The sequence below is a fragment of the Burkholderia sp. SCN-KJ genome, assembly GCF_024656005.1.
Taxonomy (GTDB): Bacteria; Pseudomonadota; Gammaproteobacteria; order Burkholderiales; family Burkholderiaceae; genus Burkholderia.
On sequence record NZ_JANKOG010000018.1, the window covers coordinates 128,993 to 151,723 of the forward strand.

Below are 22,731 nucleotides of genomic sequence, written 5' to 3' on the forward strand. Positions count from 1 at the left end.
CTCCCCGTCACTTCGTTCCTGTCGATTGAAGACCGACGGCATTCCAGACGGAGCATCCGGTCACCCGCGCGCCCCATTCATTGTTCGTCTTGGTCGGGCGCCCCAACACTAGCAACCATGGCCGTTCTGCGAAAAATTGGGCGCAATGTGGAAAACGGGTCGGATCTATTTCGCCGGAGGTGCTGCGGCAGTCACATCGCGTCATAGATCACTCGCTCTCGCTGTATCGAGAGGAAATCGGAGGGATTTGCTCCACGTCGACATACTCATATATATCACGCCATGATATAAATAGATACTTGCGATGATGGCTTGGAGCCGGCTGGGCCGTGCTCCTTGAATCTTTGAGTAGTCGACGAGTGCGGTAATGGCGTTGCGAGTTTGTACCGGCTCGATATGGAAAAAGCAGGCGTAATGGTGCGGCCCGCATGACATTCACGAGGAGGACACGTGACATCACCGGAAAATTCCTCGCTTGCGAGTCCTTTAAGAACCGACGTGCTGATTGTCGGTGCAGGTCCCGTGGGCCTTTTCGCTGCGTTCGAGGCAGGCGTGATCGGCCTCTCGTGCCGGATCGTTGACGGGATCGAGCGCCCCGGTGGCCAGTGCATCGCATTATATCCGGACAAGCCGATCTACGATATCCCCGGCATACCATCGTGCACTGCACGCGATCTTGTCGATCGCCTCGTCGAGCAATGCCGGCCCTTCGATCCTCCGATGCATCTCGGTCAGCGTATTGAGACGCTGGATCCGCTCGAGGGCGGTCGATGGCTTGCTCGCACCGACAAAGGGTATGCGTTTGACACCGCGGCGATCTTGATTGCTGCAGGCAACGGAGAGTTTGTGCCGCAACGGCTGGCACTCGATGAGGCGGCGCTCCTTGAAGGCCGGTATATCCATTACAGCGTTTCCGACGTGAACGGCTTTGCCGGAAAAACCGTCGTGGTCGCGGGCGGTGGCGACTCGGCGCTCGACTGGGCGCTGGCGCTGCGCTCGGTCGCGCGGCGCGTCACGCTCGTTCATCGACGGAACGGCTTCAGCGCGACGGACTCGAGCATCGCTCGGTTACAGCAGGCGGTCGCGGCGGGCGAGATGGATTTCGTGGTTGGCACGATTGCTGGGCTGAATGCGCCCGGGGGGACACTCGAATCGATCGAGGTTCGCAAGATTGGTGGCTCGGTGTGCCTCGACGCAGATCAATTGCTCGTGCTCTACGGACTTGTTGCGGATCTCGGTCCGATCGCCAACTGGGGGATCGCCGTACAGGCCGGACGGATCGTCGTTGATACGTCGTACTACGAAAGCTCACGGCCAGGCATCTTCGCGGCAGGCGACATCGCCAGCTACCCGAACAAGCAGAAGTTGATCCTATCCGGGTTTCATGAGGCATCGCTCGCGCTGCGCAAAGCATACGTCTATGCGTTTCCCGACAAGAAGCGTGTGCATGTGCACTCGAGCTACGATGCAAAGCTCGCCGAGCGTGTGGCCGCCGTTCATCCCTCGCGGGGCGCCCGGGATTTCACCGCGCTTTAGAGACATGGATCGACCTAGGCGCGACGGGGAAGGCGACGAATCAAGCATCGTGTCGGCGGTGTTAAACGTGTCGTCACTCGTCCAAAGCAGGACGCAATAGGCCTCGAATGACAACAACGGTGCCCAGCCGCCGCGGATGTTTTGCTTGGTTGAGCGAGAGGCCGGAGTACCTTGGAAGCTGCCGTTGAGGTTTCGCCGGGTCGAGGGGCTGAAATGGGTCGGCAAGCGACGTCAACGGAAATCCACGAGGAATCAAAAAAACGCCCGGTCACAGGGACCGGGCGGGCTACAGAATGAAAGCGCGATCGCGCAGTCAGCAGATGACCTCGACCATCTCACCGAACGGCGCGCGCCTCGCGCGCTTGAGCGGCGTGGTCGACGCCCAAAGCACCGGATAGGACGGCGCTTCCTTCGGAAACGCGCCGTCCATATCGGTCAGGTAGACGAGAAACGCGGGATCGATTCCCTCCGCCAAAATGCGACGGAAGGGGTCGACAAACGACGTACCCCCGCCGCCTTTCAACGGAGCCAGGTCGACCGGTTCGCCTCTCTCGAACACCTGCACCTGCGTGACGCGCGTGTCGCAGTCCATGACAACCAGACGTCGAGGCCGAACCGCATCGAACATGGACTCGATCTCGGCGGCAAACTGCGCCTGCGTCGCGTCCCACACCGACCCGCTGGCGTCGCGCACGAACACCGCGTCGCCTACCGCCGGCTCATTCAACGACGGCAGATACAACCCGGCGTGAAGGTAGCGGCGATTCGGCTGCGCCCACGTGTAGTCGGTCGGTGCGGCTTCCTGCGCAAACCGGTGCAGGAGCGAGCGCCAATCGACCACCGGTGCAACGGCTTGCTCGACGGCGGCTTGCAGCCCGCCGCCGAGCCTGCCAGCGGCCCGGGCAGCTTTCGCCGCCTGCAGGACCGCGACCGTCCACTCGGCTTCCTTCGCCGCCTTGTCGGGCCCCGCATACTGGCGGACCTCGCCGCACGAAGGACCTGCATCGGGTTGAGCATCAGGCGCAGCGCCCGCGGACGGTGGGTTTGCACCGTTCGCGGGTTGAGGCAGACGAGAGCCGCCGGGATCGGCCGACGGCTGATTCCCGTCTGCCTTACCCGATTGCCCGTCGCCTTGCTTCCCTGCGCCTTGCCGGGCCTTCTGCCGCGCCTCGTTCTGCCGCACACCGTAGATTTCCTCGGCCGACCGTCCCTTGAAGCGCGGGTCGACGAGTCCACCAGGCGGCAACTGCAGCCCGGCATCGAGCACGATCGGATTCACGGCGTAATCGCATGCCTCGTTCCAACCCTCGTGCTCGCGGTAGCCCTGACGCCAACAATGCCCGTTCGCGACGTGCCACACCTCGTGGGCAAGCACGCCGCGAACCTGCAGGTCGTTCAGGCCGGCCGCATACACCGGGTTGTAGCCCAGCGATTCGCTGTCCGTCCAGAACGTTTTGCAGCCCGGATCCTCGACAACCTTGAGCCGAAGCGCCAACGCCCCGATGAACGGGTGGTCGAGGACAAGCGCCGTGCGCTGCTTCGCGATGCGTTCATAAAGTCGCGCGTCCATGGCGACCTCATGCGGCAAAGCGCAGCGGCGGAAGCTGGATCGCCTGATCGGTCACCTGATCCGCGATCGGCGCCGGTGCGCCTCCCATGAAGGCCGCCATCAACCCTTCGATCTCGGTCGCCTTGGCAGCGACTTGCGAACGCAGCACGTTGGATTCCTTCAGTTCCGCGCCGGTGTGTGTGGCCAGATGCGTCTTGGCCTGCTCGAGAATGTGCGCCAGCTTCGGATCGTTGCTGAAATTCAGCTTCGGCAACAGCTCGCAGAGCTCACGGACATGGTTGGCGACGTCCATCCGAACGTTGCTGGATGCGTACAGACGGTTCGCCATCGTCGACACGGCCTCGTACAGCCGGCCGACCAGATCGTTGTTCGCCGTCTTGATCGACTCGAATACGTGCTGGTCGATCTCGGTACGCAGGTTCGTCAGCACATCGTTCGGCAGATCGACGCCGAACTGGCTCGCGTCCGGGAATGGCAGCACCGACAGCTTGATGCCGAATTTGCCGGACAGCTCGGCCAGCGACGGATAGTCGGCCTCGTTGTACAGGCCGTTCATCTCGGCGCGCGCCTGTTCCTTCAGATCCAGGTAGTTCGTCAGGAACACGGACACTGCGAGATCGAACTCGTCCTTCATCGCGCGCATGCGCTCGGCCACATCCATGTAGATCATGGTCGGCAGCAGGCGCACGCCCAGTTGGTCGTACTTCAGCGTCCGGCCGTAGTAGTAGGAACGGATCCGGTTGCCGATCGATACCACCTCGGCATAGCTCGGCGCGTGCTCGGGCAGCAGCCGCTTGTTGAATCGGCCAATACCGCGCGCGTGGTGGTTCTTCTCGACCTCCTCGGTGACCTTGCCGTCGTAGCGACGGGCGACCCACGTGGAAATCGTGACGGACGACAGCATGACCTTGGACTTCAGATCGGTGATGTTCATGGAATGACTCCAGATAGAAAGTGAATGGATGAGGCGAAAAAAAGGCCACGGCGCGCGAGCGGGCCGTGGCAACAGGCACTGCGATGGAAGGAAGGTGGCGATCAGTCTTCGCCGCGGATGATCTTGCCGATCTCCCCGCCTTGCGCGCGGACGAAGGCAGGATGGCTCTGCAGCTCCGGCTTGCGCACGGTCGCGTCGCGAACCAGGACCGCCGTGAATTCGCGGTGGCCGGCGTCGACGAGGCGATCCGCGTACCTCAGGACGCGCTCGACGTTGCCTTCGCCGGCCTGGCAGGCAAGCGCCGTCGTCAGCGCATACAGCACGCTCGGCTCGCCCGGAATCGGCCCGAGATCGGGGTTCATCAGAATCGCGTCGACCGACGGCAGCGTCCTGTAAATCGAGAGGAAGCTGATGAACTCGGTCGCCGCACCCTCGCCCACCGCGCCACTAACCGCATGGGTCAGCAAGTGCGCGGGAACGCACGGGAACACCTTGGCAACGAAGCCCCAGCTGCGCGGGCTCGGCGATGCCTCGATGTCCCGGCTCGTCTTAACAACCGACAGCAGATCGGGCCGGAACCGGAGAAATGCGATCAGCTCCGGCGGCACGTTGTGCGCAACCGCCCACCGCGTCCAGTCGTTGATCGTCGGCTCCAGCTCGACCACCGCGGCGAAGCGCGAGATCACCGGATCGAGAATCCCGGCCACACCGGCGTTATCGCCGCGCCGGTTGGTAGCGGCCACGAACGTGACGTGTTCTGGCAGCTTGTGCTCGCCGATGCGACGGGCAAGCAGCAATTGCATCTTGGCGGCCTGCACGGCCGGCGACGCCTGGCCAAGATCGTCGAGAAACCAGAGCAGCGGCCGGCGCGCGCTCAAAGCGCGCTCGAGATCGCCGAACGGTAGGAAGCGCGCACGTTCGCCATCGGAGGATGGGAACGGCAGGCCCTTCGAGTCCGTCGGGTCTTCGACCACCGGATGGCTGATGAGCAGATCGTGGTCGGTCGCGGCCGCAGCAGCTTCAACGATGTCGGATTTGCCGATGCCAGGTCGGCCACTAATCAGCACCGGGAAGCGCTTCGGAATGTAGATGCTGAGCAGCTCGGTGAGCTGCGCGGGGGAGAGTTTCATGGGGTTCCTTGAAAAAGAAAGCCCCACGGAATCGCGCCCGGCAGGGACGTGACCCTGCGGGGCAATTGGAGATGCCGTGATACGGCGTGTCGATGCGTCCGAAGACGCTGTTTGATGCTTAGGCGTGCGCGCGCGCGAGCGCGGCGGCCTGTTTTTCCGTCAACGATGACCGCGGCACGCTTTTCGCGCGCGTCACGATCATCACGCCGTAGACGTCCGCGAGCACGCGGGCTTCCGGGCAAAGTACGAGCAGCTCGTCGGGGCCGTTCGGCGCCGACGAGCGATTGCGCCAGACGTTAATCGCGCCTTCGATCTCAGCGATCGAGACGACGTCCGGTGGTAGGCGGGTCGATACGTCGAGTAGTTTCATGGGTGACCTAGAAAGTGTCGCCCCGTGAACAACGCCCTGCGGGACGTGATCCCCTGGGGCAGGAAAAGGCCGCTTCGCGGCGGGTTCGATGCGTCGATGACGCGGTAAGTAAAGCCAGTGTAGGCGTCCCGGCGCCACACGCCGGCCGGAAAGGTCGGGAAAAGCGAGCGGCTTTGGATCTGCCACGCCGCGAATGGACGAAAAAAAACCGGCGCACGAGGCGCCGGTTGTTCAATATCGACTGACGGAAGACCGCTCATGTGCGAAGCAGGTCGCCTTGGGCATCTGACATCGGCAGAAGCTGCTCGCGGAGTTCGGCGTCGCGTGCACGCATTCTGCGCGTGCGCTCGTCGCCAACCCCATTGTGCTTCTCGACGACGTAGATAAAGTACAGAGGCTTCGCCGGCCCCGTCCACGCTCGCCACTCCGCCATGATCCGTACGCGCGTCTCCCGATCGCACGCGAAGTACGACGCACGACCTGCGCGCCATTGACTTGCGTCGAGGTCGCGCATTCTTTGCTCGCTCTTCCGGGCCCTGTCGATGCGCAACGCCTTCTCGGCATCGATGTCCGTCTCGGCCGCAGGCGCGAGTTGGTCGGCGAACAGTGGATAGTCGCGCTCCAGCTTATGCGCGACTCGCTTGTGCCGATTCAGGAACGCCAGTTCCTTACGACGCGTCCAGATGTAATCCTCGTAACGCACGGATCGATCAAATCGCATGGTCAACACCTCGTGTGCGCCTGGCCGCCTTTCGGCGGCCAGGAAGTAGTCACGCCGCAAGCGGCTCCAGGAGCGAACGTGCGTACTGCAGCGTTCCATCGTTCGCACGGAGGTTGCGCGCTTCGCGGGACGTGGGATTCACCATCGCGTAACGGGTCGACGCACCGCGCCGGTAGCTGCGAATTTCCGAGAAACCCGCGGCTACGGCTCGCTCCACGTGCTCGGCACCGGTGATGATCGTCCGGTCCGGGCATTGGTAATGCACCCGCGACGCACGTTCCTTCGCGTCATTCGCTGCTTCGTGTGCTTTGTCATGAGCACGCTTCACTTCGCGCTCCGCTTCCCATTTCGCCTGAGCGGCCTCGTCGTAACCGCAACACGCGAAAATCACGCGCCGGCGGCCTTTCGAGTTCAACCCACGAAGCGACACACCGAACGCCTCGCAAATCACCTGCTTGCTCGACTCGTTCTGGCCATCCGGATGGTCCAGCACCTGCAATAGCTTGGGCATGTCGCGCAACTCAACCGCTGTCGCAAACTCGTTGGGCCAGTGGAACGTGTACCGGCCCGGCCCCAACGTCGCGATTTCCAGTTTCAATGCACGCTTTCGCGTCGAGAGCTTGCCATCTCCGAAATCCGTTTCGATCGCTTTCAGCTCGCGCTCAAGGATCTTCTTCGCGACGATGGTCCTGAGCCGCTCGGCAAGGGGCGATACCGGCGTGCCGAGATCGACTGGCTGCTGGTAAGTGTCCGGAAGGGCCAGCCGGCCGACGACGCCCGCCTCGTAGAGACGGTCGTCGACTTGCACCGACGTTGCCGTTGCCAACAGCTCGCGCAACGCCGCGACCAGATCGGCACCGAGTTGGCCGTCGATCACTCGCTTCTCGTCGTGCATGATCCGAATCGCCGCGCGCAATACGTCGTACGGCAACGCGTTACGCAGCACCGGTACATTGAGCACCGCCGCCGCCCACTCCAGATCGAAACCGAACAGCTTCGGATCCGCGCGGTATGGGTCCAGCACCGCGTCGGGAATCGGCTTGTCGAGCAACAGCGCCTGAACCACGTGAACTTCGTGCCGGCCGTTGACGGTACCAGACATAGATCGCGGCCCCTCTGAGCCAAAGCCGAACATATCGTCGGATGCACGTCGACAAACTTCGGACAGGGAAAATCTAACGCCCATCGCGCGAGCGGCTTCGACTTCGGCCTCGAGTTGCTCGCCCGACAGCATCCAGGCCGGCTTGATGCCGAGGTTGAAGACAAACCTGAAGACCTCCCACTGCTTGCGGGTGACCTGCCAGACCTGCCGCATGGCCCCACCGGCTGTGAACCACTGGTCGCGAATCTCCTCGAACATCGCATTGAAGATGGATTCGGCCGAGCCTTGCTGCCGGACCGTCAGAATCCCGTTGTACCGCAGGATCGGCAGGGGGACGCCCGATTTCGTCAGCGAGAAATCGCGTGTCTCGTACGCGCTCATGCGCGCGTCGTGGAAGAAGATATGGAAGACTTGGGCCAGCGTGTCGGCAAGGATGGTCTCGCCCGGAATGTGGATTGCGTACATGGATGGTGTCCTTGAAGAAGGGGCGACCACCCATCGGGGCAGTCGCCCCAGATCGGGAAGGGAAAGAAACTCGGTTTAGTCGATATCGAGCATGCGCGACACGACCGCTGCGACCGCCCACGCCTGAGAGCGGGACAGCGTCTTGATGCGCATGACCGGCTGGCTGGTCCAGTGTCCGCCCTCGCCCGCTTCATGGAAGCTAACGAAGTCGACCTGCACGATCCAGCCTTCCGATGAGCCGCGCTCGACCGACAGACTCACGCGCCGCCGCCGCCCGCCGGCATCAGGCCAATTGGACGTTGGCTTGAGGCCGTAGACCGCTTCATTGGGATCTGCGAAATGGTTGGCCAGCGACACCCATTCGGGCTCGATCTCAGTCTTACGCAGGGCCAATTCGATCTGCTCGACAACCGCAGCGACGGTCCTGCCCACGGGGTCGAACGGACTGTTCACCCGCACGACCGGTAGATCCAGTACTTGGTGCATCGGAACTCCCAAAAAGCAAAAGGCCGCCCCGGTGTGGGGGCGGCCTTAGATGGTTTTGAAGACCCGCTCAAGCGGGCCTAAGTCAGTAGCGCGGAACGCGATGCAAGCGTGCGTGGCGACGTGCACGGTCAGCTTTCAGACCGCGATTGCTCATGTAGTTGCCATAGGCGCTCACTATCAACGCCATGGCCAATGCAAAAATTGCGAAACCCATAGTCACTCTCCGTTCATGGACTTCATACCTTGAACAAACAATATCACACAGGCAACGATCAGAAACGCGACGCTCAGGCTCGCATGGAGATTCCAGTCGTCCGTTGAGTGCCAGTAACCTATCGCGCCAACGAGCGATGCCGCCGACAGCGTGTGGGCAAACCTTCCAAACTGCTGACGCTGGTCCTTGGTCCAAGCGCGTGCCAGCAGCGTGGCGATAAACCCGGTCTCCACGAGCACGGTCTCCGGCACCTCGCCGGTCACCTGAAACGTACCGTCGAGTTGGGCCTCCAGTTCTACCTCCCCGCCATCGAACACCGCGAACGCGGTAGGCGGCGCTTCCGTGGCGTCGAGTTCCAGTAGGATCATGGCAAGACGCATCGAGGGGTGCACGATCTTCAGATCCGCGACATACGTCGCACGATCGCTAATCGACAGACCCGACGGATACTCGACAACGAGATCGACGATTTCCATTCGACCTCCTATCGCCGCTCGTGATCCAAACCGTCAGCGAGCCGCAGCCCGCTCAGGAATTCATCGTAGCCATCCTTCGACGCCAACTGGTCTAGCGAAACGGCGTTGTCGCCACCGCCGGAGAGATCCGAGCGGCCGCGCCGGGTGCGGAAGTCGACGGCAACCGCTCGCCGGCTCGGCGAGTCGGCCACCTCGAGCATCATCGCTGGCGTGCGCAACGTGACACGACAGCCACGGCCCCGTCGAGCCGGTTCCGCGACGATTTCATGGTCACTACGGCGCAGCCGGAGGTCGATCGCGACGCGCCGAAGCATTTGCGTCGCCTGGTGGGTCAGGGCGGCGTCCGACGCCGCGCCAGCACTACGCCGATCGGCGTAGAACATCTTCGGTACTTTCAACATCACAACCTCGAAAAGAAAAAAGCGAGGCCCCCTTTCGGAGTGCCTCGCTATGCATGGGAAAGCCGGCGATCGCCGGAACTGAAAATGGGCTCAGCGCGTGACGCGCAGCCCCGAATTGCTGCTGACCAGCATCACCCGGTCGCCCGTGGTGAAGCGCTGGTCGTCCGATTGCACGACGACCAGCACTCGGCCGGCGCCGGTACGGACAACGATCTCGACGCCTGCGTGACGCTGCAGGACCGCCGATACCTTCTGCGTGATAAACCCGGCGCCCGCGCCGGCGATGGCACCAGCGATATAGCGGCCATTACCGCCACCGATCGTGCGGGAGCCGAGGAAGGCGCTCACGCCTGCGCTGAGCAGCGACGACAGACCCGTGTTGTCGGATCCGCTGTCCATCGTGACGCCGCGGACGCTGATGACGGTGGCCTGTTCAATGGAGCCTGCGTGCTGGACGTCGTAGCGCTGGTAGATGTCCGGCGAACCGAAGTCAACCGACGCGCACGCGGTCAGGCAGGACAGAACCACGATTGAGATAAAGAGCTTGAACATGCGGGTTGCCTCTTGAAGGAAATGGCAACCGGCCCGATAGGGCAGTTGCCCTAGCGGGAGAAATGGGTAGGTGACAGCGCCTACCCGACTACATACGTGCGTTGGACCGCACGCTCACGAATTGCGGACCGGCGGGAACCGATCAGTGGAAGCGTCGACGATATTCGTCGAGCAACGGGACGAGGCGCTGGTAGCGCGCATTGGCTTCGTCATCCAGGTCGTTACGACCCACCTCTGCGAAGAAGCGGGGCCGTGCACCGATCGGATCAAATGCCGGGTTGTTCATGATCGCGCGAAACTCGTCAACGTCCTCCGCTTGCGCCGCGACTTCGATCGGGAGCATCTGGAAGGCGTTACGCGTGTTCACGTCGTTGCACGTGGGGTTCCAGCCATTCGTTTGGCCGCGTGCGGCAAGTTGGTAAGTGTTCAAGAAGGCTCCAAGTTGAGTGAGGGAGCCTGATCCTGACGGGATGGACTCCCGAACGGGTTGAAACGTAGGAACGTGCCGATTGAGTCGGTACGGTTAGGTCGATGCGCAAATGCGCGAGAAGTAGATCCAGTTTAGGGGCGTGGCCGTGCGCCGGTAAGCGAAATCATCGGGAAAACCGCCCCGCTTTCCTCTGGACGAAAAGAAAGCGCCTGCCCGATCCCTCGGGAGGCGCTGGTATCAGAACAATGCAGTCTGCCTAGAATAGCGTGCGATCGTGCATCCGAAGGTTGCGGGTTTCATGCGAAGCAAGATTCAGCGTCAAATATCCCGATGACGCACCACGCCGGTCGCTCTCGATTTTCGAAAAGCCGGTGGCAAGCGCACATTCAATGTGCTCCCCAACTTTGGTAATCGACCGGTCCGAGCGTCAGAACTGATGCCACTCACGCCGCGGGAAGCCGAAGTTCTTGAACTACTACGTCGGGGGCTCAGCAACTCCGAGATCGCTGCGCGACTCGGCATCGGTCTCGGCACGTCACGCCGCCACGTCAGCCGCGCGATGTTGAAAGCGGGCACCACTTCGACCGGTGTTCCGTTTCTTGGTGTCCCAGCACCGTCAGGCTGGATCGCGAGACTTGGACTCGCATCGCTCGGCCTGAGCCCAGCCGAGATTCGCGTTTTAGAACTGCTCTGCCTGGGCGGGAGCAGCAAATGCATCGCTCGAGTGATCGGCATAAGCCCACGGACTGTCGACAAGCATAGAGAGCGCCTACGTCAAAAAATGGGATTTAGCTCAACTCGTACCCTGGTCGCCTGGGTTGCATCTCAATACGCAAAATGTGGCATCGACTAGCCCAGCAATTCGATCCTAATCTGGCATCGCAGTACCGTCTGTTGTTTCAAAACGCCGACGGGAGATTTACATATTCATGAATTCCACCGGCGTTCCTAATTCAAACAAACCGGAGCAACAAATGAATACCACCGTGACAAGTAACCGTGAATCGATCAACGAGAAGATCGCCGCCCTCAAATACGATCCGAGGACCGTGATGGTTTTCAACGGGACGCGGATTGCCAACATCGATCACCCTGCAGAAGACCGCTTCGACGGATCCACCTATCTGGTCGTAACGCGCGAAAAATGCAGCTACGACGCGAATTTCGACATCGCCGTTCCGAGTGCCTACGACGACGTCACCTATCCGGGGGCGTTGCTCTTTGCCAGCAACGATCTGCTCGACGGCAAGCCACAGGAGCTCGCGTGCAAGAAAGCCCCGCTCAATTTCACCATCAACCTGCCGGGTACCAGCGACGGCTCGTTCACGACCGTGCCGACATATGCCAACGTACAGGCCGGGATCAACGCCGTCCTGGCGAAATGGTTTGGCAGTCACGGCGGCGAGTGGAGCCTGCCAGCAAACTTTCAGTACCGCAGCAGCCTCGTCTACGACGAGAACGAGCTCGCGCTCAAGTTCGGCTGCGACGTGACCTATCTGAAGCAGAAGATGGGGATCGACTTCTCTCGCAAGAGCGTCGAGAAGAAGTCGGTCTATCTCGTTCAGTTCAAGCAGATTTTCTACACGGTGTCCGTTGAACGGCCGCGTGCCCCCGCGGACGTCTTCGACGAGGAAACGTCGTGGGATGATCTGTCGCAGGCGGGTGTCAGTGCCACTCACCCGCCGTTGCTGGTCAAGAACGTGCAATATGGGCGCCAGATCTTTCTCAAGTTCGAGTCGTCATTGTCCTCGACTGAGCTCGAAGCGACGGTGAAGGCCAGCGTCACGGCCAACGGTGTTCAAACAGACACCCGCGGCTCCACGGAGTACAAAGCGAAGCTCAGCCAAATCAACGTGAGCCTCGTTGCGCTCGGCGGGTCGGAAGCAATCTACTCGGGCCTGAGTCTGGCGGGCGTGGAGGATGCACAAAAGATCAACAAGATCATCTTCGAGAATACGAAGCTTTCGCCGGCCAACCCGGCCGCGCCTCTGAACTACACCACCGTCTACCTGAAGGATGGCATGTCCGCCGGCGTGCATGGCAAGACCGAGTATGTCGCCGAGAAGACGGAGTGCTATTCCGGCGGGCAGATCAAATTCGAGCATACCGGTGGCTATGTCGCTCGCTTTACGGTGTCGTGGGACGAAATCAGCTACGACAACGGCTCCAAGGTCACCCGTCGGGTAACGTGGGACGGAAGCGGTCGTGACCGAACCGCACCCTTCGCAACGGAGATCCCGCTTCGCGGTAACGCGCGGATGATCGACATCAAGGCGGAGGGCTGTACGGGTCTCGCCTGGGAATGGTGGCGGACATCCGGGGACAAGCGCGGCATGCCTCTCGTGCCAAATCGGACTGTGAAGATCGGTGGCACGACGCTTAGCCAAACCTTCTCGATGCAGCCCGATGCATAGTGCCCTCCCCAAAGTCGGCATCTAGTTGGAATTGCCCCTGGCCGGCGCGAATCGGTACCGCGCCGCCGCCTTCTGATGGCTGAACACCCGCGACGGTGCCGCTTCTCATCAATCAAACCGATTTAAGGAGTTTTCCATGAGCACAACATTACTTTGCTGGTGTCGCGACGACGAAGAAGTAACCGAAGCAGCCAAGAAATTCAAGGCTGAACGTCGCTATAGCGGATGTCGCCGCGCAGCCCTCCAACAGGTCTTCGGGCCTTTGACCGGTGACGACATTCTGGTGGTCACCGCGCATGGCACGCCGCTGGTGTTTGGGGAAGAAGACGACTCATTCACCGACTTCACCGCCCAGCAATTTTCTGACGCGCTGATCAGAATGGTGCAAGGCGACTGGAAAGGAAAGCTCTACATGGACATATGCGATGGCTACAATTTCGCAAAGAATCTGCGAAAGAGTCTATCCGCGCGGTTTCCAATGCTTCAACTTTTCGGTTGCGATGGGCAGACCGACATGAGCGTCGATCTGACGAAACACAAGCAGGTCAGCTGACAAGATCGTCGCGAGGGACCGTCCCGGTCCCTTCCGACCATTCGAGACCGCTCGATGCCCTCATAGCCCTGCAGCTTTGGCGATATCGAGCGCACCCGCTATCGCGGAGATCCTCGGGCGGACACTATCTGTTGACACTGCCCGAGAATATGCCCATCGACGTGCTGGCTCGCGTTGTCCATCAGCGCTCGCACATCGCGCGTAACTGTCAGGACTCGAAGCAGAACTTCGGTCTGGGGCACTACGAAGGGCGCGGCTAGCGAGGGTTCATCATCACGCAAGCTTTAGTATCGTCGCTTACGGCTTCGTAATGACCGACCGCCTCATCGCCGAATAGTCCGGCCGCAGAAAAAAGCTTCGTCGCAAAATTACCTGCCGTTCCCGGCGTTTACGTCCCACGCGGCAGTCCTGCGCGCGCAGCGTTATGTGCGGACTTCGGTCAAAAACCTGCGTCATGCCGGAGCTATCATCTGCTCGCCCGTATGGAGTTATGCCCTTGTTGCGGGCGTGCCAGCGACGCGCCACTTTCGTGACGCAGTAAGACTAGATGTATCCTGCGCCCCGACTGAAATCGAGGTTGCCAGGTCCTTCGTAGATGATTTCGACGTCGATCGCAAGACACTTGCCGCCCGCGAAATCGAACCGATCTCCCGCTTTGATCACAGCGATTCGGTCCGCTGTCTTACCGTAGACGGCGCCCCCCCACCGTTCGCCTTTGGCCATGCTGAACCGTGGAAACTGAACTGAACGTTTGAACCGGATTACTGCATGCGGCAAGTCAGCATCGCGAACCGCTTTCGCTGTATCCCGAACATCCTTCATGTTTGCTCCAATGTTGCGCGCGCCGCCCCACCGGGCAGCCACCCGCTGGGTAAAAGAAAAGCCGCCTCGAAATGAGGCGGCCAAGTCAATCTGTTGCAGTCGGCTTCCGGCTCTTGCGAGCATTCGGCTTTTTCGGCGCGGGCGCGTCGTAGCCGAAGCGCGCCCACGCGGCAGGATCGATCGGTATCGGGCTTGTGCGCCCCGTCTCCAGGTTCACAAAGCTGCCGGAATACTTCAGCGATCCCGTCCGATACAGCGTCCAGAGCAGGTTGTAGGCCTGCACCGAGATCGCCTGATTGATGACCAGAGACTGCTTGCGCAGCGCATCGGCCATTGAGCAGGACGGTGTGTCGTCGCCCTTGTCATTCTTAGCGTTCAGCAGTTCCGGGAACAGATCGCCCACGTGGGGCAACCGGTCATGCCGGGCCTTGCCAAACTCCCCGAGAATGACCTGACCACGATCCGTCTCATTGCCGCAGTCGAGGTAGTAGTGACACTTCCCCCGCTTCGCTGCCTGCACAATGGCGTGCCGCGCGCGACGTGAGTCGACGCATCCCACCACGATGTCGGCGACGATCCGCACCGATGAATCGACGCGCCGCGGCTCCGCAACCCAGTTGGTCCCCATCAGGTTGTTGAGCCGATTCACGAGCAGCAGCGCCTTGTAATGCCCGACGTCATTGGGATAGAACCCCTGCCGCCCGACATTTGTCTCGCTGACGGTGTCGTCGTCGTACACCGTGCACTCGATCCCGCCAGGATGGCCGAGCTCGATCATGGCGTAATGCAACCGCGCGAGACTAGGAAGAAATGCGCTCCCGGTCCCGCCGGCTCCAACCACGACGACGCGCCACGGCCGGCGGATCATCTCGGCCAGAATACTGTGTGTGATCACCTCGCTCATCACATCACCTCCATCGTCCACGCGGCCGCCCACGACTCGGGCGCGCGCTCGAACTTCTCGAAGATCCCCTTCGCGCAAAGCCGCAGCGCGACGGACGGCGTACGATCGCAATGGCCCAGCACGAGCGCAAACTTCACGTCATGCTGGTCATCCTTGTTGTCCGTGCGCGAGAAGAACGCCGGGCCAGCGCCATGGGAATGGCAATCGACCACCAACCATTCGCCTTCTGCCAGTCGCGGCCGCTCATAGACCAGATGCCCTGGCCCGTGCGACAGCAAAGGTAACGCAACGATGCGGAAGGTAAAGGTCACGCTGTTCCAGACGATCCACGCACCGACCTCGTTCGGCAATGCCGCCCGAGCCATCGCATGAAACTCCGCGACGAGCGCGGCCGGAATCTGCCCGCACAAGAGCGCCGTCGTCTCTTCGACCTTCCCGTACGGGACAGCTGTCGAGACTTCGTACTGCGCGATGCGACGCACCACGTTCACCCAAGGACGCAGGACTTCGAGATAGACGCCATCCGATGCAATGAGCAGGCGCTCACCCCACCGCGTCATCGGCGCAACCGACTCCCGCGAGGGAACCATCACCGACGGGAACGACTGCTGGAGAACGGTATCGAGCGGATTCATGCGCCCCTCCCGATTTGGCCGTTCACCAGCTGCTCGACCGTCCGTTTCATCGGCACAAGCGCGTTTAGCGGAAACGTCTCGCCGAACTTGCCGTCGAGCATGTCGCGCCAGAATGCGTATTCGCCGTCCTTGTACTCGATCCGTTTGCCGCCGGCGTTCGGATGCGTGAACGCCGAGTCGAAGAAGCCGGCTTCCCAACCATCGATCGACGCGACATCAACCCGCTTCGGTACGCGTGCGCTGCCGATACAGATCGCGCCAACATCCCACGTGTTGAAGTAAGGCGGTTCGAACAACGGCGTCTCGCGAACGGGGCGAACACTGCCTGCCACCGCGAACACGCGGAAGCCCTGATTCGAGGCCTGGAACACCAGCCCCGGATGCGGCACCACAGCACTTCGCTTACCCAGGCTCTCGCATTCGAAGAACACTCGACGCATCGCTGGCGGACACCACCACGTGACTGCATCAGGCGAGACCCCGAGCACCGTTGCAGGCAAAAACTCCGCCCGCGGTGCGACGTGCTCCGCGAGCTGCTGAAGCGTTTGAACAAGCACCTTCCGGTCGAGCGGCCGACCGGCGCCAATGATGGGCCGACCGCTTTGGCGGTCAGCAATGACAGCGTGGGCTGTTGCAAAGTGCGCACCGTCCTTGCCGGTATAGAGCAACAACGCTTGCGACAACGCGACATCCGAACCGGTGCGACCGGCCGAGATACCAGACATATGAAAACTCCTTTAAGTGGGATGACTCACCAGCGCAAGAAGCCGGTCAAGGTGAGTGATAATTCGGAACGCCAGTGCCAGGTCGGCGTACTGGCGGCGGATAGCTTTCGGGGTCGACGCCAAACGGGAAAATCCGCTGTAGGTGGTCGCATCACCGGATTGGGCTTCATTGTCGAAATGGCAATCGAGAAGGTCACCGACAAACTGGTTGTCCTCGACGATCACCGAGCAAAGCGCGTAAGCCGGATTTGCGGCGTAGCTCACGTGAAACAGATTTCGTGTTCGGCTACGGCGCATGAGTGCCCGCAGCTTGAGCACCTCGGTGCAGACGCGCCGTGGCATACCCGTGTTGCAAGCGCGGAGCCGAAGTAGCTCCGGGCCCGTCAGGGCGCGTCGATTACGCCATCTACCGCCGCTAAACACACACGGATCGGCGTCGTCCGGACAAAGCTGTGGCCGAACAACCGACGGCAGATATGCAGAACGAGTTACGGTGTCGTCCTCGAAGCGTTCCTTCAGCGCTTCGTCCGCATCCTTGTCCGAAATGTTCGGATCGCCGTCCCAGTACCAGCACGAAAATTCGTACATGAACCAGTCTGGCGTCCGGATGAACATCGTCCGAGCTGATGCGCTGTACAACTCGGCCATCACCGTCCGGAAGAGCAACGGGTGGACCGACCGCAGTGTCTCGATCGCCCCTTCAAGCGAGTACACCCACTCATCTTCAAGGCCGAACCCGAAGAACAGCGGCGTCGGGTCGTCCCCGTTGTTCTCGTTACCGATGCAATCAAGAACATCACGAACCGCATGCGCATCGAACAGACGCGGCCTGAATCTGAGCCGGGAAAGAGGCCCATACTGGCGTTGCGCCCACGCATGAAACGCCTGCTGGAACGCGTCGCCTGCGTCGGCCGGATCATGAACGTCCCCTGCGCGCAGCGGCCCGTACTGGAAATGCTTCAGCACCAGCTCCGACAAGTGCACGTCTTCACGCCACTTCAACCGCACCGCCCCCGGCACCTCCGCCGAGAAGGACGGAAGCGTCAGAAGATCAGCGCCAGGTCGACGTCGGGCAGCGGCAGCGCGTGGCGGTTGCCAGGGCGCGGCTGAGCCAGCTGCGATGCTTGAATCAGGGAGTGCAGGATCGAAGAACATTTCCGCATTTCCTCGTCATATAAAAAAACCGGCCTTTCGGCCGGTTCCTGTTGGTTGAAGCCACCATCCGGATCGGACAGGGCTTTGAGCAGAGGGTCCTTACGCATGGGCGCCTTTGGCGCCAGCCGCGCGAACGAACGTGTAGGACATGACCTCGCCCTTGATTTGCGGGCCGTCGACGGCGGCCGTCGTCAGCTCCGGATACTGGGCGGTGTACAGATCCCGCACCTGATCGGGAGAGAACGCCACACCGGGATCCATCAAGGCCATGCCGTTGTAGAGGAATTCGCGAACGACCGCTGCGATGCTGATCGACATGAGATATCTCCTTAAATGAGCAAGGACGCGAGATCAGTGCCTGCCGGCTTCGACTCAGCCACGGAATCCTGCAGCACGGACGGTGCCGGCTGATCGCCGTCGTCGTCGTTGTCGTCGTCATTAGCACCGCCTGCTGCGCCGGCCGTCGGCACCTTCGAACCCTTGGTCAGGGCCTTCTGCGCCTTCGTCACCTCCGTAGCCTTCTGCTCGTCCAGGATCGCGTTCGTTGCCGCCACCTGCTCCTCGAGCGACTTGTGCGCCGTCGAGTAGGAGGTGACCGCCGCGGCGAACCCTTCGTCCAGCTCCGCAGCCGGCGCCTTCAGGATGAGCGGTTGACGCAGCGTGGCGTCCTTCCCGCCTTGCGGCGTCAGGAACACCACCACGTTGTCGCCGTCCATCGCGAGTGACAACGTCAACGTCCCAGCCGAACGAATCAGCGGTTCAAGTGCTTGAAACATGGAAATCTCCGGAAAATGAAAAAGCGCCGCACGATGGCGGCACAAATGAAGGACGGGAACGGCGCACGGCCGCCCCGCATGTCAGAACTTGAGGACCTTCGGAATCTTGCCGGCGTAGTCGAAACCGCTGACGTTAAGCAGCGCCTCGATTACTTCCGACTTCGACTTCGAAAACACCTTCTTGAAGTCGTCGCCCATCGCAATGCGCAGACCGATTTCGTCAGCCACGACCATCATCTCGGCCTTGGTCAACAGTTCGAGGAAGGTCTTGTCGAGCTTCCAATGCTTCGCCAGATCCAGTTTGTGTTGCTTGCAAAGCTGGGTCAGGTACAGCACGTCGAGACCTTCGATCGCGGAAAGCAGCATGCCGGTCACGAGATCCACCTGTTGCCGCTCGCTCGTCGCTTGCACCAGATCGATCGCCTTCGCGAGATCACCAGACTGCACCTTCTCCTCGGTCATCTTCTCGAACACGAGTCGGAAGGTGTCATCCTTGATCTGCCGGGCGTATCCGGCCAGGACGATCGCGATCAGGTACTGGCGTGCGAGCAAGCCGTTTGTCCCGATATCGCGGCGAAGTGCCTTGCGCCAGACGGCGACACGGTATTGCTTCACCTTGTCGGATTCCGCGACGACCGTGACGGCTGCCGGCTCGGACTTGGAGCCGCTCGCCTTCGCGGCGCCCTTCTCGGGCGCGGCTCCCGCTTTCGCGGTTGCCGCAGGCTGCTTCGCCGCCTTCGCCGCTTGAATCCGTGCCGCAACCTTCTTCATGTTGCACACGGTATCGAAGCATTGGCCGCGAAACACCTTGCCGATCGAATCCGGCAACGCGCTCACCGCGGCGCCATAGTTCTGGCACGAGTGACAAGCCTTCGCCTGGTCTTCGCCCACACCGTTGGGTCCATCGACCGCAATTTGCACGCGGGTGTGGTTGTCGCCGGGACGCACGATCCGAACGAGCGGAAACTCGTCGCGAACGCCGGTGGCGATCACTTCGAGTTGCTTCTCGGTCTTTTCGTTGTAGCAGCCGCGGTTGGTGCAGTTGCCGTCCGCGATCGACTCGCCAAACAGTGCAGACTGCGTGGACGAGTTGTGCGGGCAGCTGGTGCACTGTTCCTTGTCGAAGATCGCCGCGTTCAGCGAGCACGACACGGACTCGACCAGCTTCTTCACGTCGGCGACCGTCCGCTTCTCATCGACAATGACGGGCAACACCTTGTCCTGATTTTCTTTCGAAATGGCCGCGAGCAGCTCGGCGTGGCCGAGATTGATCTTCCGCGTATTGAGCGCTTCCAACACGCTCGCGCTGCAGTTCATGAGCGCGAGCCGGCTGTTGAGCGTCGGAAGGCTCCAGCCGATGCGACGGGCGGCGTCTTCCCGGTCGCCCTTGCAGCGGCCTACCATCTTGGCCGCGGCGACCGCCTCTTCGCCAGGTGACATGTCCGCACGCTGGATGTTTTCCACCAGCGCGATTTCCTCGGCCTCGATCTCGTCGACGTACTTGATCGACACCGGCATGTCATAGGTCTCGCCGTGAACGTCCATCGCGGCCTTGTACCTGCGTCCGCCGGCGATCAGCTGAAACGTATCGTCGTCGAGCGGACGCACGAGCACGGGTGTATCGACGCCGCGCGCGCGGATGGACGCTCGCATCTCGTCCATCTCGGCGTCATCGAAGTAGGTTCGAGGGTTCGGACCGAGGACGATGCGACCGAGGGGAACGGTGGGTTGTTGAAGGTTGGCGTGTTGCATGACAGGTTCTCCAGAGTGGGAACCTGCCCCCCGTCGGGAGTGGTTCCCGATGGGGTTGATAGGCAATGGATTGCCGGCGGAGCCGGCGGGGTCGATGCGTCAGTGACGCGATAGATGGGACAACGATACCGCGCGAAATTTCAGCCGGAGACGAGAAAGCCCGGAGGTTCGGCTCAGCTTTCAAAAAAAATGCCCGATCACGAGGATCGGGCTGGGTTCAAGAGATAGCCGCTAGAACAACGTCATCTGGTCGATCGCTGCAAAGATCGCGGCGGGACTCGTCAGCTCGACAGCGTCCTCGAACAGGTCGAAGATCGTTCCCCGGTCGTCCGGCCGTGCTGAGATCACTTCCGGCTCGGCGATGGCGACATCACCGTCTTCGTCATCGACCAGAGGCGTCGAGACGGACGACTCGATCGTGTCGATAGCCTCCGGCTCAGGCTCGGGCACGCCGTCGGCGGGCGGGGTGCCCCCCATCTCCGCCCCGACGGCACGCGCCGCTTCGGCCAGCTCGCGCTCGCGTCGACGCAGTTTCCATCGCCAGCCGCCCATGACGTGAGCTGGCGTATACCAGACGCCCCATACCTCGCCAGTGAGCGTGTTTCCGTGCACGACGATCGCGGGGATATGCAGCAACGACAGCTGCAGATAGGCCATGTGTACGCAGACCGGGTCGATGTCGACGCAGGTCGCATGCATCGTCTGCTGATAGTTGTGACCAGCGGCCGCCAGCGACTCGGCCGTCGCGATGACCATGCCGCCGGCACCACACGCCGGCTCCTGCATCCGCAGGAATCCGTGCTGCCGGACGTGCGGCTGACCGTCGCCGGTCGTCATCATCGCCATCAGGCGCGACACGTGGTACGGGGTGAAGAACTGCCCTGCCCGGGCATTCCCCAGCTCCAGCATCATGTAGGTCTCGCCGAGCACGTCGGTCATACCTTCAAAGACAGGTATCTCGTCCGTCCCGGCTTTCTCCGACACCTGCATCCGATGCTCGAATGACAGCGTCAGCGCACCGAGCATGCGGGGAAACCGCTCGACGTCTTCGCGCTTGTACTTCCCGACGATTTCCAGGTAACGCTTCTCGCGCGCCTCAAACTGCGTGCGATCGACGCTGTTGCTGATCGACAGCGCGGCCAACTCGACGAAGTCGGCAAACACCGTATGCGTGTGCTGGCCGTACGAGAAAGCCTTAATCATTTGCACAAACTCGCGCTGATACGGGTCCGCGGTCTGGTCGTGCTTGCGTTCTGCGCTCTTGCGGCTCATGCGAGCACCTCGCGGGCGCAGATATACAGATGGGACATGGTGCTCTCCAGGATCAACGGGAGTGCACGCCCGACGGGAGTGGTCCCGTCTGGGTGATATGGAAGGCCGCCGGCGGCGGACTTTGGTCGATGCGTCAATGACGCGGTAGGTGGATGGATCGTATCGCGTGGTCGCCCGCCACTGGCCGGGCAATGGGCGGGATATCACATGGGCTTTTGCCAGCCGCGCGTAGGGGAACGCGAGCAAGATACTCACAATTTCCCTGAACAACGTTGTGGAAAAGTCCCGGAAGACCGCACCGGGCGTGACGGAGAGCCCCCTGCACACTTTTTAGGCAAGACGCCATCCAGCTCAACCGGTTGAGGGGGCAAACCCAGAAAGCTCGAGAAAAACGTATAGCTTTCGCAGCTTCGACGCCCTCCTATGACGGTTCCGAGAAAGCTGACCGAATTGACGTGTCTTTCCGACTGAGCACGTGGTGGCCACTGGCCACAATCGAACTGGCGGGCTGTTGGCCCAGCGTCTCGTTCTCAGGAGCAGCCACGTTCCGTTCGATGTCGCATAGCAGGTCAACTGCGCGGTCGACGGCACGATGCAGGAGTGCAACCGCTAGACACGCAAAGACACCACATTCCTAAGCCCGGCTGGTCCTCACGCCAACCGGCTTGCCTTTGGGAACTTCCAATCCGAGCCCAAAACCTTCATGCAACGTCTTGTTCCAATCACGATCATCGTCATGCTAATCGTTGACCTTCTGATGGTCTTCACTCGGCTCAGCCCCCACACCAGGATGATCTGCGGACGCGCATTGGCAGGATTGTTCGCCTGCGGGTGGGGGATCGGGGAAATTCTTCGACTCATTGGACATTGGCGCGACCAACGCGACGCCAACGAGAAAATGCTGATGGAGCAGCGTTTCCCTTTTTGCCACGTCACCCGCCTGTCGAGCGGCCAATGGTTTCTGACCGAGAAGGCGACCGGTCGCGAATACAACCCGTCCGAGCCGGCCAAGCGCAATGCGCGATGACCGATTGAACTGGAGCTAAAAAAGAACCCCGCCTTGGATACCAAGTGCGGGGCGAGGTGGAGTACAACGAGGAGAAAAAATCCAATTTTCCAACCGGGTTTACGGCCCGGTATCCGGGACCTTGAGCATGCGGAACCACCGCGCGTCGCCCCGTCATTGTTCTGCCTAGGCCGCGAGCCGCTCCTGCTCACTCGGCGCCCCGGACGATTTTCGCCAATATGCATTCACCTGCGCAACGATCCGGGCCACCGTCGCGCGCGGCGCCCGTCTCAGCTGCCGATCGTAGAGCGCCAGCAACCCACCGATCGC

The 22,731-nt window shown here is 61.4% G+C and carries 27 protein-coding genes; 5 read left to right on the forward strand and 22 right to left on the reverse strand.

Going from position 1 to position 22,731, the window contains the following annotated elements:
* Positions 1-450 precede the first annotated feature (450 nt).
* The gene (locus NQV17_RS26665) at positions 451-1,536 is read left to right on the forward strand and encodes an NAD(P)/FAD-dependent oxidoreductase (protein WP_257774553.1); all 1,086 of its coding nucleotides are present in this window, start codon (positions 451-453) and stop codon (positions 1,534-1,536) included.
* Between the two features lie 313 nt (positions 1,537-1,849).
* On the opposite strand, the gene NQV17_RS26670 is transcribed toward NQV17_RS26665, so the two are convergent.
* The 12 genes from NQV17_RS26670 to NQV17_RS26725 form a co-directional block, all read right to left on the reverse strand.
* Positions 1,850-3,106 (reverse strand): VWA-like domain-containing protein, encoded by a 1,257-nt coding sequence (locus tag NQV17_RS26670; protein WP_257774554.1) that lies wholly within the window; start codon positions 3,104-3,106, stop codon positions 1,850-1,852.
* A 7-nt stretch (positions 3,107-3,113) separates the two neighbouring features.
* A complete protein-coding gene (locus NQV17_RS26675) occupies positions 3,114-4,040 on the reverse strand; it encodes a hypothetical protein (protein WP_257774555.1) in 927 nt (308 codons plus the stop codon).
* 101 nt (positions 4,041-4,141) lie between these two features.
* Positions 4,142-5,170 carry an ATP-binding protein gene (locus NQV17_RS26680; RefSeq protein WP_257774556.1) on the reverse strand — a complete coding sequence of 343 codons (1,029 nt, stop codon included), beginning with the start codon at positions 5,168-5,170 and terminating at the stop codon, positions 4,142-4,144.
* A gap of 118 nt (positions 5,171-5,288) precedes the next feature.
* Positions 5,289-5,540, reverse strand: a complete 252-nt coding sequence (locus tag NQV17_RS26685) for a DUF3717 domain-containing protein (protein ID WP_257774557.1) — start codon at positions 5,538-5,540, stop codon at positions 5,289-5,291.
* A gap of 256 nt (positions 5,541-5,796) precedes the next feature.
* On the reverse strand, positions 5,797-6,261 hold the full coding sequence (locus NQV17_RS26690) for a hypothetical protein (RefSeq protein ID WP_257774558.1): 465 nt from the start codon (positions 6,259-6,261) through the stop codon (positions 5,797-5,799).
* 49 nt (positions 6,262-6,310) lie between these two features.
* Positions 6,311-7,828 (reverse strand): hypothetical protein, encoded by a 1,518-nt coding sequence (locus NQV17_RS26695; RefSeq protein WP_257774559.1) that lies wholly within the window; start codon positions 7,826-7,828, stop codon positions 6,311-6,313.
* 75 nt (positions 7,829-7,903) lie between these two features.
* Positions 7,904-8,314 carry a hypothetical protein gene (locus tag NQV17_RS26700; protein ID WP_257774560.1) on the reverse strand — a complete coding sequence of 137 codons (411 nt, stop codon included), beginning with the start codon at positions 8,312-8,314 and terminating at the stop codon, positions 7,904-7,906.
* 82 nt (positions 8,315-8,396) lie between these two features.
* Positions 8,397-8,528, reverse strand: a complete 132-nt coding sequence (locus NQV17_RS26705; protein WP_257774561.1) for a hypothetical protein — start codon at positions 8,526-8,528, stop codon at positions 8,397-8,399.
* 2 nt (positions 8,529-8,530) lie between these two features.
* On the reverse strand, positions 8,531-9,004 hold the full coding sequence (locus tag NQV17_RS26710) for a hypothetical protein (RefSeq protein ID WP_257774562.1): 474 nt from the start codon (positions 9,002-9,004) through the stop codon (positions 8,531-8,533).
* 8 nt (positions 9,005-9,012) lie between these two features.
* Entirely contained in the window at positions 9,013-9,405 is a 393-nt protein-coding gene (locus tag NQV17_RS26715) for a hypothetical protein (protein WP_257774563.1), read from the reverse strand.
* A 90-nt stretch (positions 9,406-9,495) separates the two neighbouring features.
* Positions 9,496-9,957, reverse strand: a complete 462-nt coding sequence (locus tag NQV17_RS26720) for a hypothetical protein (protein ID WP_257774564.1) — start codon at positions 9,955-9,957, stop codon at positions 9,496-9,498.
* Between the two features lie 142 nt (positions 9,958-10,099).
* Entirely contained in the window at positions 10,100-10,387 is a 288-nt protein-coding gene (locus NQV17_RS26725) for a hypothetical protein (RefSeq protein WP_257774565.1), read from the reverse strand.
* A 436-nt stretch (positions 10,388-10,823) separates the two neighbouring features.
* Between NQV17_RS26725 and NQV17_RS26730 the strand changes: the two genes are divergently transcribed.
* From NQV17_RS26730 to NQV17_RS26740, 3 genes are all read left to right on the forward strand, one after another.
* On the forward strand, positions 10,824-11,240 hold the full coding sequence (locus NQV17_RS26730; RefSeq protein WP_257774566.1) for a helix-turn-helix transcriptional regulator: 417 nt from the start codon (positions 10,824-10,826) through the stop codon (positions 11,238-11,240).
* A gap of 121 nt (positions 11,241-11,361) precedes the next feature.
* Complete coding sequence (locus NQV17_RS26735) at positions 11,362-12,801, forward strand: thiol-activated cytolysin family protein (RefSeq protein ID WP_257774567.1); 1,440 nt, start codon at positions 11,362-11,364, stop codon at positions 12,799-12,801.
* A gap of 136 nt (positions 12,802-12,937) precedes the next feature.
* Positions 12,938-13,354 carry a hypothetical protein gene (locus NQV17_RS26740; protein ID WP_257774568.1) on the forward strand — a complete coding sequence of 139 codons (417 nt, stop codon included), beginning with the start codon at positions 12,938-12,940 and terminating at the stop codon, positions 13,352-13,354.
* 543 nt (positions 13,355-13,897) lie between these two features.
* Here the strand turns inward: NQV17_RS26740 and NQV17_RS26745 are convergent.
* The 10 genes from NQV17_RS26745 to NQV17_RS26790 form a co-directional block, all read right to left on the reverse strand.
* The gene (locus NQV17_RS26745; protein ID WP_257774569.1) at positions 13,898-14,176 is read right to left on the reverse strand and encodes a hypothetical protein; all 279 of its coding nucleotides are present in this window, start codon (positions 14,174-14,176) and stop codon (positions 13,898-13,900) included.
* An 85-nt stretch (positions 14,177-14,261) separates the two neighbouring features.
* Positions 14,262-15,080 carry a PRTRC system ThiF family protein gene (locus NQV17_RS26750; protein ID WP_257774570.1) on the reverse strand — a complete coding sequence of 273 codons (819 nt, stop codon included), beginning with the start codon at positions 15,078-15,080 and terminating at the stop codon, positions 14,262-14,264.
* Positions 15,080-15,715, reverse strand: a complete 636-nt coding sequence (locus NQV17_RS26755) for a PRTRC system protein A (RefSeq protein WP_257774571.1) — start codon at positions 15,713-15,715, stop codon at positions 15,080-15,082. Before NQV17_RS26755 ends, NQV17_RS26750 begins: the two co-directional genes overlap by 1 nt.
* Positions 15,712-16,440 (reverse strand): PRTRC system protein B, encoded by a 729-nt coding sequence (locus tag NQV17_RS26760; protein ID WP_257774572.1) that lies wholly within the window; start codon positions 16,438-16,440, stop codon positions 15,712-15,714. The genes NQV17_RS26755 and NQV17_RS26760 overlap by 4 nt, the downstream gene beginning before the upstream one ends.
* A 12-nt stretch (positions 16,441-16,452) precedes the next feature.
* Complete coding sequence (locus NQV17_RS26765) at positions 16,453-17,562, reverse strand: PRTRC system protein F (protein ID WP_257774587.1); 1,110 nt, start codon at positions 17,560-17,562, stop codon at positions 16,453-16,455.
* A complete protein-coding gene (locus NQV17_RS26770) occupies positions 17,484-17,702 on the reverse strand; it encodes a hypothetical protein (protein WP_257774573.1) in 219 nt (72 codons plus the stop codon). Before NQV17_RS26770 ends, NQV17_RS26765 begins: the two co-directional genes overlap by 79 nt.
* Positions 17,695-17,913 carry a PRTRC system protein C gene (locus tag NQV17_RS26775; RefSeq protein WP_226117973.1) on the reverse strand — a complete coding sequence of 73 codons (219 nt, stop codon included), beginning with the start codon at positions 17,911-17,913 and terminating at the stop codon, positions 17,695-17,697. Before NQV17_RS26775 ends, NQV17_RS26770 begins: the two co-directional genes overlap by 8 nt.
* A gap of 11 nt (positions 17,914-17,924) precedes the next feature.
* Complete coding sequence (locus NQV17_RS26780; RefSeq protein WP_257774574.1) at positions 17,925-18,371, reverse strand: PRTRC system protein E; 447 nt, start codon at positions 18,369-18,371, stop codon at positions 17,925-17,927.
* An 81-nt stretch (positions 18,372-18,452) separates the two neighbouring features.
* Positions 18,453-20,123 (reverse strand): PRTRC system ParB family protein, encoded by a 1,671-nt coding sequence (locus NQV17_RS26785; RefSeq protein ID WP_257774575.1) that lies wholly within the window; start codon positions 20,121-20,123, stop codon positions 18,453-18,455.
* 231 nt (positions 20,124-20,354) lie between these two features.
* The gene (locus NQV17_RS26790) at positions 20,355-21,395 is read right to left on the reverse strand and encodes an N-6 DNA methylase (RefSeq protein ID WP_257774576.1); all 1,041 of its coding nucleotides are present in this window, start codon (positions 21,393-21,395) and stop codon (positions 20,355-20,357) included.
* 703 nt (positions 21,396-22,098) lie between these two features.
* Here NQV17_RS26790 and NQV17_RS26795 point away from each other — a divergent pair.
* Positions 22,099-22,422, forward strand: a complete 324-nt coding sequence (locus NQV17_RS26795; protein ID WP_257774577.1) for a hypothetical protein — start codon at positions 22,099-22,101, stop codon at positions 22,420-22,422.
* Positions 22,423-22,731 lie beyond the last annotated feature (309 nt).

Excerpts from the sequence above, each read along its gene's own strand:
- NQV17_RS26720 (WP_257774564.1), bottom strand. The coding sequence starts at position 9,957 with ATGTTCAAGCTCTTTATCTCAATCGTGGTTCTGTCCTGCCTGACCGCG.
- NQV17_RS26790 (WP_257774576.1), bottom strand. The coding sequence starts at position 21,395 with ATGAGCCGCAAGAGCGCAGAACGCAAGCACGACCAGACCGCGGACCCG.
- NQV17_RS26740 (WP_257774568.1), top strand. The coding sequence starts at position 12,938 with ATGAGCACAACATTACTTTGCTGGTGTCGCGACGACGAAGAAGTAACC.
- NQV17_RS26680 (WP_257774556.1), bottom strand. The coding sequence starts at position 5,170 with ATGAAACTCTCCCCCGCGCAGCTCACCGAGCTGCTCAGCATCTACATT.
- NQV17_RS26690 (WP_257774558.1), bottom strand. The coding sequence starts at position 6,261 with ATGCGATTTGATCGATCCGTGCGTTACGAGGATTACATCTGGACGCGT.
- NQV17_RS26770 (WP_257774573.1), bottom strand. The coding sequence starts at position 17,702 with ATGCGTAAGGACCCTCTGCTCAAAGCCCTGTCCGATCCGGATGGTGGC.
- NQV17_RS26760 (WP_257774572.1), bottom strand. The coding sequence starts at position 16,440 with ATGTCTGGTATCTCGGCCGGTCGCACCGGTTCGGATGTCGCGTTGTCG.
- NQV17_RS26675 (WP_257774555.1), bottom strand. The coding sequence starts at position 4,040 with ATGAACATCACCGATCTGAAGTCCAAGGTCATGCTGTCGTCCGTCACG.
- NQV17_RS26795 (WP_257774577.1), top strand. The coding sequence starts at position 22,099 with ATGCAACGTCTTGTTCCAATCACGATCATCGTCATGCTAATCGTTGAC.
- NQV17_RS26685 (WP_257774557.1), bottom strand. The coding sequence starts at position 5,540 with ATGAAACTACTCGACGTATCGACCCGCCTACCACCGGACGTCGTCTCG.
- NQV17_RS26710 (WP_257774562.1), bottom strand. The coding sequence starts at position 9,004 with ATGGAAATCGTCGATCTCGTTGTCGAGTATCCGTCGGGTCTGTCGATT.
- NQV17_RS26745 (WP_257774569.1), bottom strand. The coding sequence starts at position 14,176 with ATGAAGGATGTTCGGGATACAGCGAAAGCGGTTCGCGATGCTGACTTG.
- NQV17_RS26715 (WP_257774563.1), bottom strand. The coding sequence starts at position 9,405 with ATGTTGAAAGTACCGAAGATGTTCTACGCCGATCGGCGTAGTGCTGGC.
- NQV17_RS26780 (WP_257774574.1), bottom strand. The coding sequence starts at position 18,371 with ATGTTTCAAGCACTTGAACCGCTGATTCGTTCGGCTGGGACGTTGACG.
- NQV17_RS26700 (WP_257774560.1), bottom strand. The coding sequence starts at position 8,314 with ATGCACCAAGTACTGGATCTACCGGTCGTGCGGGTGAACAGTCCGTTC.
- NQV17_RS26695 (WP_257774559.1), bottom strand. The coding sequence starts at position 7,828 with ATGTACGCAATCCACATTCCGGGCGAGACCATCCTTGCCGACACGCTG.
- NQV17_RS26785 (WP_257774575.1), bottom strand. The coding sequence starts at position 20,123 with ATGCAACACGCCAACCTTCAACAACCCACCGTTCCCCTCGGTCGCATC.
- NQV17_RS26735 (WP_257774567.1), top strand. The coding sequence starts at position 11,362 with ATGAATACCACCGTGACAAGTAACCGTGAATCGATCAACGAGAAGATC.
- NQV17_RS26670 (WP_257774554.1), bottom strand. The coding sequence starts at position 3,106 with ATGGACGCGCGACTTTATGAACGCATCGCGAAGCAGCGCACGGCGCTT.
- NQV17_RS26730 (WP_257774566.1), top strand. The coding sequence starts at position 10,824 with ATGCCACTCACGCCGCGGGAAGCCGAAGTTCTTGAACTACTACGTCGG.
- NQV17_RS26755 (WP_257774571.1), bottom strand. The coding sequence starts at position 15,715 with ATGAATCCGCTCGATACCGTTCTCCAGCAGTCGTTCCCGTCGGTGATG.
- NQV17_RS26705 (WP_257774561.1), bottom strand. The coding sequence starts at position 8,528 with ATGGGTTTCGCAATTTTTGCATTGGCCATGGCGTTGATAGTGAGCGCC.
- NQV17_RS26750 (WP_257774570.1), bottom strand. The coding sequence starts at position 15,080 with ATGAGCGAGGTGATCACACACAGTATTCTGGCCGAGATGATCCGCCGG.
- NQV17_RS26775 (WP_226117973.1), bottom strand. The coding sequence starts at position 17,913 with ATGTCGATCAGCATCGCAGCGGTCGTTCGCGAATTCCTCTACAACGGC.